The sequence below is a fragment of the Candidatus Neomarinimicrobiota bacterium genome (assembly GCA_034716895.1).
Taxonomy (GTDB): domain Bacteria; phylum Fidelibacterota; class UBA8477; order UBA8477; family JABMPR01; genus JABMPR01.
Map to the genome: position 1 here is coordinate 1 of JAYEKW010000067.1, position 12,755 is coordinate 12,755.

The window sequence follows — 12,755 nt, forward strand, 5'->3', positions numbered from 1 at the left end:
CAACCCCCAACCCCCAACTTCCCAACTTCCCAACTTCCCAACCTCCCAACTTCCCAACTTCCCAACCTCCCAACCTCCCAACCTCCCAACCTCCCAAAACATCTAGCCAATACATCGATTTGCCCATTGAACACCCTTGGATGAGCCGCTGCCACGGGTTATAATCACGGTTCAATGATGCTGAGCTTCATATATATTCAAAAAAATCAACCCAAAGAAATAGTTAAAGAAGGGGTCTTCCATGAAAACCGCTAAAATGTTATTATTGCTAAGTTTAATAAGCATGTTTGCTTATGGCCAATTATTTATTAACGAGATTGATTATAATCAGCCCGGTACAGATGCAACTGAATATGTGGAGCTGGCCGGTCCGGCTGGTACCTATTTATCTGTTGTCGTTGAACTGATCAATGGCAATGGTGATGCTATTTATCAGACTGCTGATCTGGGCACGATCACGCTAACAGATGAATCAAATGGTTTTGGCTTTTATGTGATCGGTGCCGCCACTGTTCCCAATGTGGATGTGACACCAGGTTCCTGGCCGACTACAAACATTATTCAGAATGGTGATCCTGATGGAGTCGTTTTAAGCGTGGGTGGCAGTATCGTAGATGCTGTAGCTTACGAAGGAACAATGAACGATGCAGATGGTAATGCCATGGAAGACGGGGGTACTGATTTTGCCTCTCCTCCAGATTCTTCTATTAGCCGAATCGGCATTGATGGTTCTCCCTGGGAACACGTAACCTCCACTCCCGGCGCCGTGAATACCAATCAGACCTTTGATCCGAATGTGAATTATCCACCAAATGCTAATGCCGGTTCAGATCAATCTGTGGACAGTGGTGCCACAGTCACCCTGGATGGCAGCGGTAGTACTGACAGTGATGGCACGATCGTTTCCTATCTATGGGAACAGGTGTCCGGATCTGACGTTACCCTGACAGATGCCAATACTTCAGTTGCCAGTTTTGTGGTACCTACTGTGACCGAAACCAGCAGCTGGGTCTTTTCTCTCACCGTTACTGATGATGATGGAGAAACCGGGACCGATGAGACTACTGTCACGGTATACATCAGTGCAGCGATGACCATTCTTGAGGCTCGTGGGCAGAGTACAGGCACACTGGTTACAGTTACTGGCCTTGTCAATAGTGTTAATTTTTCAAGTAGTGGTACTGAATATACTTTTGAAGATGCAACGGCAGGGATTGATCTTTACTTCTCAGGCGCTGTGATAGATTTAGGCCTTGGCGATGAGATCACTGTTACCGGATCAATTGATGAATATAATGGAAAGCTTGAAGTTGTTCCTGCCACAGCCAGTGATATTGTTGTGAACAGTACGGGAAATACCTTACCGGATCCCCAGGTTATTACTGCGGCAGAATTGGCAACCAATGGCGAGAACTATGAAAGTGAACTGATCATGATCATGGGAGTCTCCAATGCAGGTAGTGGTGATGCATGGCCAGCCAGTGGTTCAAACGCCAATATAGATATCACAGACAACGGAACCGATGTTACCGTAATGCGGATTGACAAAGAAACTGAAATTGACGGTTCCACAGAGCCTGCCTGGCCTATGGATGTAATCGGTGTGGTTTCTGAATTCAGCGGGACCTACCAGATTTTACCACGGATGCTCAGCGATTTTGTGTCAGATATTATTACCCCTGTTTTCAGTGATGCAATCCATTCCCCTGATTTTGTAACGTCAGCCAATGAAATAGAAATTTACATCGACATTACACCGGGTGATCTGGTCCAGACCATTAGCTCAGCCACCATCATGTATGGTACTGATGGCAGCATGCTGAACAGCAGTGAAATGTGGCTGAATGGTGGGGTCACTTGGGCAGGCGTTATTCCAGCCCAGGCTGACAACACTTTTCTAGAATATCAGGTTGTGGCTGTGACTAATGATGGCGGGGAGTTTACATCCTACACATTTGAGATTGCAGTCGCCTCAACTGAAACAACACCTATTGCCGATATTCAAGCTGATCCCGTAGAAGGACAGGTTTTTACCGTGGAAGGTGTGATCACAATCGGGTCAGGTATTTTACAGACCGGTCTCACCAATGCCTATATGCAGGATGGATCTGGTCACGGAATCAACCTTTTTAACTACGATGAGATCGAATTAAATCGCGGGGATTTAGTAAGAGCCGTTGGTGTTATCGTTATCCATTATACCACAGTGGAATTAGCAGATTTCTCCTATCAGCTCATTTCAACCGGAAATGATATTCCAACTCCAGTAGATCTGACTCCTGGTGAAGCCAATGCACAAATATGGGAAGGTACACTGGTTCGGGTTGAGGGTATGATTTCAGATACCTGGTCTGCTGGTGGGGGTCAAACCGTACTCGTAACTGATGGAACGGATACCAGTGCTGTCCGCATCTGGGAGAGTACCGGGATCGATGTCAGTGGGCTAACTGTCGGTACAGAATGGTCCTTTATGGGTGTTGGCGGTCAATACTACGATGAATTCCAAATGGGTGTGGGCTATGCAGAGGATATTGTCAGCACTAGCGACATTGTTGTTTTGGACAGTAAACCGCAACAGTTTGCTCTGAATCCTGCGTATCCCAACCCCTTCAATCCTGCTACTACAATCAGCTGGAGTCTCCAGGAATCTGCTGAGTTAACCATTCGTGTTCTTGATATCCGGGGTCGTGAAGTGACTCGCCTTGCCGAGGGTATGAGTGCCGCAGGTCAATTTTCCATGAGTTGGAATGCATCTGACCTGAGTTCAGGCGTCTATTTTATCCAACTCACAACCCCGACAGAATCAGCCATCCAAAAGGTAATGCTGGTTAAATAAGTAAAACAAATTCAGCGAAAGGCGTCCATAAATAAGGCGCCTTTCGTATCTTTAGAAATAGGTAATAATAACTATTACCAGTGATGAAATAGAAGTGAGAGAATGAAGAGACAAATATTTCAAACCGCGCTCATATTGCTGATGCCCTATATACTCCAGGCTACGGATCATCTCCTTATCAGCGAGATTGTCCTGCAGCCATCAGCAGGTGAATACGTGTTGATCACCAACCCCAGTAGCTCTGATATTAATCTGGGTAATTACTATCTGACAGATGCCACAGACATCGCCAATGGAAAATATTATTACAACCTGCCCAGTGGTGTGGATTATTGGTCTTCCAGCCCCACCGATTTTATTGCCCGGTTTCCCGATACAACCTTAACAGGGGGCGCTTCTCTTATTCTTAGTATGGCTAGAAATAGCGATTATGAAATCACTTACGGAACACGACCTGATCTGGCCTTGAAAGATAATATGCTAAACGCCGTGGATGGTCAAACCACTATTGGTGGCTCTCCCAACGTGAAGCTGGATAATACCGCTGAATCATTGATCCTTTTCTACTGGGACGGAACGTCGGCAACGGTAAAAGACGTTGAGTATCTGGTGTGGGGGACTGATAGCGGTACCGCTTCCAACTATATGATCGATAAATCAGCTGTTGCCGGATATCTGGCGGATACACCGGTGGCATCGCAATCATTCATGGCAACCCACCTGGATGGTTCCAAACTCATCCGCAACGGTGACGAGGGTACTGAAACCACCACTGGCGGTAACGGGATTACTGGTCATGACGAAACCAGCGAGAATCTGGCCACCACCTGGTCGGTAGTGGATCTCACCATTGACAAACCTGAGATTGCCAATATTATCATTACACCTGACGATCCTGAAATTTCCGAGGATATGATTGTGACTGCTGAAGTAACGGATGCTTCTGGAATCTCCAGTGTTGTTCTTACCTATACTTTTCCCTCTGATACTGGAACGCCCACTGATCTGGTGATGACCAACACCAGTGGAGATGTCTGGACGGCAACCATCCCGGCTACTGGGACTGAAGGTGAGTTGGGGTATTTCATCACAGCCATTAATACCAGCGGGCTCTCAGAAACCAGTCCGGTAAAAGGTGTTGATGTTGCGGATCCGCCGCCACCGGTTACAATCCAAACCATCTGGGAGGATTTTAACAGCTATAACGATCAAGTGATGACCCTGACCGGTGTTATTGCAATCGGGTCGGGAATCACGCGAACCGATAGAACGGAGGCTTACTTCCAGGACTATTCAGGTTATGGATTGGTACTCTCCGCATCAGGAACGCTTTCCCCTGCTCTGATCAATGGTGATTCAATCAGCATTACCGGAATGATTTCCGAGTATAACGGAACCAAACAAATTCAAGACTTCAGCACAACCATAATCGCAACCGGTCGACCTGTGCCTAATGTGACAAAAATTTCTACTGCAGACTTAAATAGTTTAGCATTTGAAGATCGATTTGTAGAGATCAATGGAGTCGTTTCCACGGTTGCCTATGATATTGGTGGTGGCACAAACGCAGTCATTGAGGACATTACCGGTGAAATAGTCAGCGAGAAAGACAAACAGGTGACCCTTCGGATTTGGGACTCGACCTTTCTGCTCTCTGATTCTGTAGCCAACTCACTGCTCCAACCTGGTAGTTATGTGACAGTACGGGGACTTGCCGGGCAATATAATTCTGAAGGTCAATTGGTCGTCGCCTATGCCAGTGATGTTCAACCCTATCAGGAGGGTGAACCAGGGGACGGTGGAACCGTTCTGAACGTGGCACCATATCCCTTTGATCCTTTGCGCGGTGAGAAAATTCAGTACACCTTCTCATTCCCGGCAAATTCACATATCGTTGTTCGTGTATTCGATCTATCCGGAAGATTCATTACCACCCTGTTTGATGGTTATCGCACGCCAGCTCTGGAGATCACGAATTACTGGAAAGGTCGTACCGAGACCTACAAGCTTGTTCCTCCCGGTACTTATATCATGCATCTGGAAACCATAAATCGTATTAGCGGTGAGACGCTCCGGGATATTGCACCCGTTGTTGTCGCGTCACGCATCAACTAATGGTGAATGATAAATTGTAAATGATTAAAGAGAACGTAATAAAAGAAAAGAGTTTTGCTTTTGCCTTACGCATAGTAAAGCTTTATAAATTTCTTATTAGTAACAATGAATACATTATGAGCAAACAAGTATTAAAGAGTGGAACTGCTATTGGTGCTCTAGTTCGAGAAGCTGAGCATGCTGAAAGTAAAGCAGATTTTATTCATAAAATGGCAATTGCTCAAAAAGAAGCAAATGAGACTGATTATTGGATTGAGTTGTTATTTCGTTCGGAATATTTGGAAGAAAAATTCTACAAATCAATTATTAAAGATATAAAAGAGATCAACAAAATATTGGCATCAATAATTATCACTTCAAAGAAGCAGAAAAATGAAAACACATAATTCACAATTCATAATTAATAATTCAAGAAGAAGATGGAAATGAAAAGAATAATGACAACAGTAGAGCCTGTCAAATCAATCAAAGTGATTTGGACAACCTTATTTTTTATTCTTCTTCCCCTATGTGAGAGTTGGGCGCAGGTGACTTCAGCTGTTCAAACTACTACTGCTCGCAGTACGGCTGTTGCCTCCAGTAATATTGCCTGGGGTAATTCGGCAGATCTGCTTTTTTCAAACCCTGCTCTGTTGGCCGAGTTTAAAGGGATTGGTTTGATTGCCGGGTATCAAAACCTGTTCAGCCAAAGCTTTCTGAACCATTCCATTGCTGGAGTTGCCTATGATTCAGGAAAAATGCTGGGTAATTTTGGACTGACAACCACATCACTTAATACCACAAGTGGTGCCAGCAGTTTAGCCTCTGAAACCGCTATCGGACTGCACTATGGTGCCTTCCTCATGAAAGATAGACTTTCCTCTCTGGCACTGGGTGCCACGGTGAATATCCTGCAAATTTCTTACGGGAAAAGTGCCGGGCTTTCCGGTGACGGATCAGATGGCGTTGATCTGGGCTCAACCACTGAAATGGGGATTGATATCGGTTTGGTTGCCAGCCTGGGCAAAAAGCATCGAGCCGCCGTGCTAGTTAAGAACATCAATGAACCAGCCATTGGCAGTGCTGGAACCATAACTCCTCTGCCTCAGGTTCTCATTGGTGGTTTTGCCTATTCCCCTGTAGAGGAGGTCACCACAACTTTCTCTCTGAATTACATTTCAGGTTATCCCGTTGAGTTCCATGGCGGATTGGAATACCGATTAAATACCCATTACAGCATTCTGACTGGCCTGCAATCTCAGCCTAATCGACTATCAGCTGGCATGAAGATTAACACCAAAGGGATCACAATGGAGTACGGAGTTATCACACATCCAGTACTGCCCCTGACCCATGCCATATCCCTGAGTGTTCATTTAAAAGGCTTTAGCAAGTAAGGCGCCCTCGATGAATAAACATTTCATTCGATTGGGGCTACACCTTGTGATATTGATCCAGGTGGCTTTTTCCACATCCCTGGATATCAATAATGCCGATGAAGCCAGCATCATGGATCTGGATACCAGAGAAGAGGTCAAGCAAGCCCTCATCGAATACATTGAAGAAACGGGACCTATTTCCAGTTTTTATGAAATTGCTGATCTGGATCAAATTTCACCTGAAGATCTGGTTCAATTAAAATCTTTGATCTCGATCTATCCCAAACACCAAAAGAACAATTCCCGATTGGAAGACAATTATCGGAAAGTTGAACAATGGACCTCCCAGGAAGGTGCCAGCGAAGGACTCATCGAATTATGGCTGGACCGTCTGGCAGAACCCATCAACATCAATACCGCTTCATACGAAGATATCATCTCATTTCAGAATGTGACCCCCGTTGATGCCGTGGCTATCCTGAATCTTAGAGAGCAGATGGGAGAATTTAGATATCAACGTGCCCTGAGAAATGCAGTGGGACTCTCTTACTATGGCTATCGAAACTTGAGAGATTTTGTGCGGTTTGATGATGCCCCCAGTGGACAGTGGCATTTGTGGTACTCAACGGTGATGAAGACCATCCCCTCCACCAACTCAACCGATGAAGAAGCGGCCAGTCCGATCTCGACGAATTACCCGCCCGATCTACTGCACAAGCTGAGTTTCTCTAATTCGCGTCATTGGAAGATCGGGATGGTGTATAACCGTCACCTGGGAGAGGAAAACCGCGTTTTTGAAGGGACTGATATCCCGGAAGTTAAAGCCGCTCTCACACTTTCAGATTTTGATTTTGGACCGGTACATCTGGATCGGGTCATATTGGGGAGTTATAATGTGACTTTCGGACAGGGTGTTGTCATGGAGAATACTGATTTTCGGGCACCACGTCGGTCTGGATATGGTTGGCAAAAACGGGTTCCCGGGATATTTACTGATCTATCGCGTTCCCAGGAATATGCTTTTAACGGACTGGGTTTACAGGCCCGTCTTTTTGACAAAATTGTATTTATGGGCTTTGCTTCCAAGAAAGATCGTGATGCGATCCTGAACAAAGATGGTGAATCTTTCAGTTCTCTGATAACCTTATATCCACGTCAGAATATGGGTTTTCTCGATACCCTGGCTCAGCCCATGTTGAATACAGTCAATGAAGTGACCTATGGTGGACATCTACGTTATGAGTTTTTGCCAGGAACCTTCATCGGATTTTCTTCCTACGAGAGTCTGTATGACAAGGAACTACGCCCCGATCCAGTGGGGACAATTATCGATTCCACAGCATCGCATCGCTATTTCACAGGTATTGGTAATGGTGCAGACAGTGAAATTGAAGCCATGTTTGCTTCCTATGCTGAATCGCCGCTGTGGGATGCTGCTCAGGCGCATCGACGGGTCATGGGAGTGGAGTTTAATACCGTCATTCAAAATTTAGCTCTTCAGGGAGAATTGGGAATCTTGGATGTGGATGGGAGCATTACAGATGTAGCCAATGATCCCAAAGCACTTATTTTGTCAGCCTATCTACAGTTCGACAATCTGAATTTGCTCCTGCTATATCGAGATACGGATCTGGCTTTTGATAACCCGTATCAACGTAGCTTCTCCAACTATCAAAAATACAAGAGCTCAATTTTTGAAGATGAATACTATTTGCAGGATCCGATCTATGTCCATCTGTACGCTTCTGCTCCTCAGCCTCAGGCTGAAAGGGGTGTCTATCTTCGTTCTCGGTACCAGCTTCATCGTAGATTTCTGGTGACCACCGATTTTGATACCTGGACGCGTGTACCAGATGGAGCAAATTACCATCGGACAAAGATTCGCCTGGAGTATCGGCCGACCTTCAATTATCGGATCACTCTGAGTCATAAGTGGCAAAAGCGGGCAGAGTTTAATCTCTTTTCCCCCACAGGTTATGACAATATAGAAACGATCCTCATGTCTCGGTTCCGCTTATCCAAGTTTAATCAACTCAGTGTCCAATACACAAAAACATCCACCCTTTTCGATCCCAGAAAAAGGTTGGTCATTGATCTGGATGATGGCGCAAACTATTCATCTGACGTGGGTAACGCCTTGAGTCCCAGTGAAGCTTTAAATGTTGCTGTAACTCATAATGTAAATGAACGCTTCAGGATAAAAGCAGCGGTGACCGCCTATAAAGGATTTATCTGGACCTTTGAGGACACAGACTTCAGGGTCTTTAACTCTCTAGATGGAAATTTCCGCTACTGGATATCCACTTATAGCCGGTTGGGGAATCATTGGTCAATGAGACTTAAATATTCCCATGATAATGGATTGGCAACCACAAATTACGCATTTGGTGGTCCATCGGAAGACACCCGATCACCCCAAATGAATATCATAAACTGGTCAAAAAAATCTGATTTCAGATTCCAACTTGATTACGCCTTTTAGAGGTTAATGGTGAAAAGAAATAATATGAAAAACCAGCAAAAAATTTATGTAATCGGTCTTTTGACCTTCATCCTGACGCTAAGCGTCTCTGGACAAAGCTATTTCTCAGGCTTGGGTCTAACTCAAAATAATGGCTATGACGCCCGATCCAGCAGCATGGGCTTGTCACGCACTGCGCTTGATCAGGGTGCCTGGAGTGTTACAGGAAATCCGGCCCATTTAGCCAGTTCCAATGGGTTGAACCTCTCTATTTCGCTTCTGTTAAAGCAGATTAATGAGACGCGCAGCATTCCGGCAATCGATCAATTCAATGATGTTGTTACAAAAAATGTCTACGCAGCCAATAACAACACCAATAGCCACTACGCCTTTGCTGTTGATTATGGTTTTGAGAAATTCGCCATAGCTTACGCCTGGGCACCTGTCCATGATTTTTCTTATGCCTATTCCGAAGAGATCCGTAACAGCTTTTCATCCAGCTATTACAATCGCGATCTGATTGCAGGATATCATACTTATGAGATGAATGGTCAGATCTATGGCCACTATCTGGGATTTGCATCCACCTTCAAAGGATTATCCATGGGAGTTGGCCTGGTCAATTATGCCGCGAAGGATCTATCTATCCTAAAGGCGGTTTCGGTGTTATCCGTTGATGACGCTTTGGCCTCAGACACCTCGTATTCACACCTTTCCAGCTATTCCATCGATGAAGCGGGAATGGGCTTCAATATCGGGTTGACCTATAACATTACTCCCCACACTGCCTTGCATTATGTATTTGATAAAGCAGGTGATCTGAGTATTGATACGGATGGTCTTATCCCTTTTGCTGATTCAACCAAACGTTACCCTGAATATTTGCAGTCGGATTCAAGTTTGGTGTACACGATCTCGACGCCAGCGGTTCACCGTATGGGAATATCATTCTCTCCGGGACAAAAACAAAAAACCATCGCCAGTTTTGAAATGGAATTCCACGCGGGTCAATCGATCAGTTATTCCGACAGTATGAACGGCACGGATTCATTTGACTATCAGTTGGATAACTATGCCGTGTTCCATGTTGGTCTGGAACACTGGGCCAGTCCAACGCTACCCCTGCGGATCGGCTTTAGCTATGAAGAATCCCCAATTGACAAGGCTCTTTCCGTAACCCGTTTCACTGTGGGTGGCAGCTTGATCGTCAAACATTTTCAATTTGATCTGGGAGGGGACATTTCATCGCTTGGTTATACTTATCCGGATATATTTCCAAAAGCTTCTCGGGCAACCAATCCGGATCTCGAATCCATCAATGAAAGTGTGCTAAACTTGTATTTAACTGCCAGTTATCGTCTTCCATAGAGTATTCTTATGATTCAGAAACTATTTACAATCCTGATTCTCTTGATGTTGGTTGTATCGCTTCCTGCTGAGGAAATTTTGACCATCAATGTTCTTTTTACCAATGATATTCATGGAGCGATCCACGGGGGCAAAGCCTGGTTTATGAACCCCAGCTACCCTCCTGATCTGGGAGGTGGGGCAGCCATGTATCACTATGTCAAGGAGACCCGAGAACAGGCAGAGAAAAACGGTGAAGCTGTTCTGCTGCTGGATGCTGGAAACTTTTTTCAGGGCACATCAATCGGTATGATCGACTCTGGCAAAACCATGATCGACTGGATGAACCAGATGGAGTACGACGCACTGGTTCCCGGTACCCAGGATTTTATCATGGGCAGTGATAATTTGAACTCACGTGCTCAACAGGCTGCTTTTCCATTTATATCTGCAAATATTTCCGATTCCATGAATGGGCTGAGTCCCTACACGATCGTAGAACAGCAAGGAGCAAAAATTGCTGTTGTCGGTTTAACAACGTCTGCTCTTAAAAGTCAACTACTTCCCTGGAAAACGCTGGATCTCAACGTACACTCTGAGTTGGAAACAGCAAACCAGATCATGAGTGAACTGGATGGGAAGGATGTGGACATTGTTATCGGTCTGTGTCACCTGGGTGTTCCGTACAATAGAGACCAGGAATTTGAAGATTTTGAAACAGAATTGCTTCAAGATAGAGATGAAGCTGAGACTTGGAAAGAGGGGCTTAACTCTCTTGAATTTGCGCATCTGTTTGATGGCTTTTCAGTCATATTCTCAGGCGGAACCAACGCCGGTTACAACTCACCCTGGGAAGATCCGCTCACTCATACCACGGTCTATCAAGGCTACGGGAATGGCTCAAATATTGGTCATGCAATTTTGGATTTCGATATTGATACCGGACAATTATTGGCTGTAAGAAAACCGACTTACCGCGGAAATCTTATCACACTCACCGTTGATGATGTGAAACCTGATGAGAAAATGGCCGACTGGATTGCCTCCCGGTATAATGCTCTGGAAAAATCAGTACTTCCGGATATCAATAATTTGCAGGAAACCCCATCACAGGAAATTAGCTGGGACTCACGACCATTGGATGAGGATCAATTTCAGGTGGAAACCATCGGCAAGGAGATGTCTCTGGAAGCTGTGACCTGGAATATGGAATGGTTCCCCAAAGCCAATGATTCAACCCTGCAGGCCGTTGCTGAACTGATGCTGGATATCGGAGCCGATCTCTATGCTGTTCAGGAAATCGGTAAAATCAATGAATTCTCAAAATTGATGACTTACTTACCCGGGTATAACTTCGAAATTACCCGCCAGTCCAGCTTTTTTGATCAAGCTATTATCTATAATACTAAATATTTATCGGCAGTTGGTCGCGATGAACCTTTTGCAGACAACGATTACAATTTTGCTGGCCGACCACCCCTTAAAATCGATTTTCTATGGGAAAATGGAGATGTCAGGGAACTGGTCACAGTGATCAATCTGCACATGAAGTGCTGTGGTAATGGTTTGGCTCGTAGGAAAAAAGCAGCCGCTGAACTACATGAATATCTCATGGGGTATATAGATGCCGGCCTGAGCAATATCATTGTTCTAGGTGACTGGAATGATGATATTCTGGATCAGGGGATGGAGCAGAGTTTCAATATTTTCCTGAATGACACAGATAATTTTCAATGGGCGACCATGCAGATCGCTGGAGACGTAGAACAAGCTTCCTATCCGACCTGGCCCAGTTTTCTGGATCATATCCTCATTGGAAAAGGTTTTTTTAATGAGTTTGAGCAAGGTAGTCTTGTTCGGACGCTTCCCGTTGAGGAATGGTTGGGAGGTTGGGAAAACTATGAGTTGATCATATCTGATCATCGACCTGTTCTTCTGCAGCTCGACCTGTCACACTGAACCACCTTATCTAAACTTCGCCCATGATCCATCGTTTCGTATTCACACTTCTGATTGCGGTTTCTCTAATCGTTCTGACCACTTGTGCTCAACCGCTTGAGCCGAAACTACCTGAACCTGTAACAGAAACACCTCCAATCACTATCTCCTCTATCGATGATAGTGCCAGGATCAGTATCGTGACCTGGAATATTGAGCATTTCCCACAGGCTGGCAGTAAAACGACAGATCGGGTTGAACTGATCATGGATTCTCTGGATGCCGACTTTTACTGTCTCCAAGAGATCCAGAACAAGGGTGCTCTCGGGGATATTGTTGATAGTCTGGATCAATATTCCGTCATCATTTCTGATGAAACATCCTATTTGCACTTGGCGATTGTGTATAAGCAGGACTTTTTCCTGCCCGTGTTTACGGATAACCTGTTTGAGCACAATGACTATAATTTCGCCAGTCGTCCACCCCTGCTGGTCAGCTTTTTATATGAGCAGGAGGGTGTTGAGCAGGTCTTGAATGTTATCGATGTGCACATGAAGTGCTGTAATGACGGCATTGAGCGCAGGCATCAGGCATCTGCCATGCTACATGGTTATTTAACGACCATGATGGCTGCTGGAGATAGTAATTTTGTTATTCCTGGTGACTGGAATGATGACATCTACGATAGTGATGAATCCGG

General features: G+C 45.1%; 8 protein-coding genes. All 8 read left to right on the forward strand.

Annotated elements, in window-relative coordinates; genetic code table 11:
- Positions 1-241 precede the first annotated feature (241 nt).
- Positions 242-2,836 carry a T9SS type A sorting domain-containing protein gene (locus U9Q77_04570; protein ID MEA3286630.1) on the forward strand — a complete coding sequence of 865 codons (2,595 nt, stop codon included), beginning with the start codon at positions 242-244 and terminating at the stop codon, positions 2,834-2,836.
- Between the two features lie 102 nt (positions 2,837-2,938).
- Positions 2,939-4,951 (forward strand): lamin tail domain-containing protein, encoded by a 2,013-nt coding sequence (locus U9Q77_04575; protein ID MEA3286631.1) that lies wholly within the window; start codon positions 2,939-2,941, stop codon positions 4,949-4,951.
- 23 nt (positions 4,952-4,974) lie between these two features.
- Entirely contained in the window at positions 4,975-5,337 is a 363-nt protein-coding gene (locus U9Q77_04580) for a four helix bundle protein (protein MEA3286632.1), read from the forward strand.
- 39 nt (positions 5,338-5,376) lie between these two features.
- Positions 5,377-6,327: a hypothetical protein gene (locus U9Q77_04585; protein ID MEA3286633.1), complete on the forward strand. Its 951-nt coding sequence runs from the start codon at positions 5,377-5,379 to the stop codon at positions 6,325-6,327.
- Positions 6,328-6,337: 10 nt separating this feature from the next.
- Positions 6,338-8,791, forward strand: a complete 2,454-nt coding sequence (locus tag U9Q77_04590) for a helix-hairpin-helix domain-containing protein (protein MEA3286634.1) — start codon at positions 6,338-6,340, stop codon at positions 8,789-8,791.
- Between the two features lie 24 nt (positions 8,792-8,815).
- On the forward strand, positions 8,816-10,138 hold the full coding sequence (locus U9Q77_04595; protein ID MEA3286635.1) for a hypothetical protein: 1,323 nt from the start codon (positions 8,816-8,818) through the stop codon (positions 10,136-10,138).
- A gap of 9 nt (positions 10,139-10,147) precedes the next feature.
- Complete coding sequence (locus U9Q77_04600) at positions 10,148-12,076, forward strand: hypothetical protein (GenBank protein ID MEA3286636.1); 1,929 nt, start codon at positions 10,148-10,150, stop codon at positions 12,074-12,076.
- Between the two features lie 23 nt (positions 12,077-12,099).
- On the forward strand, positions 12,100-12,755 hold a 656-nt coding region (locus U9Q77_04605; GenBank protein MEA3286637.1), incomplete at its 3' end, for a hypothetical protein.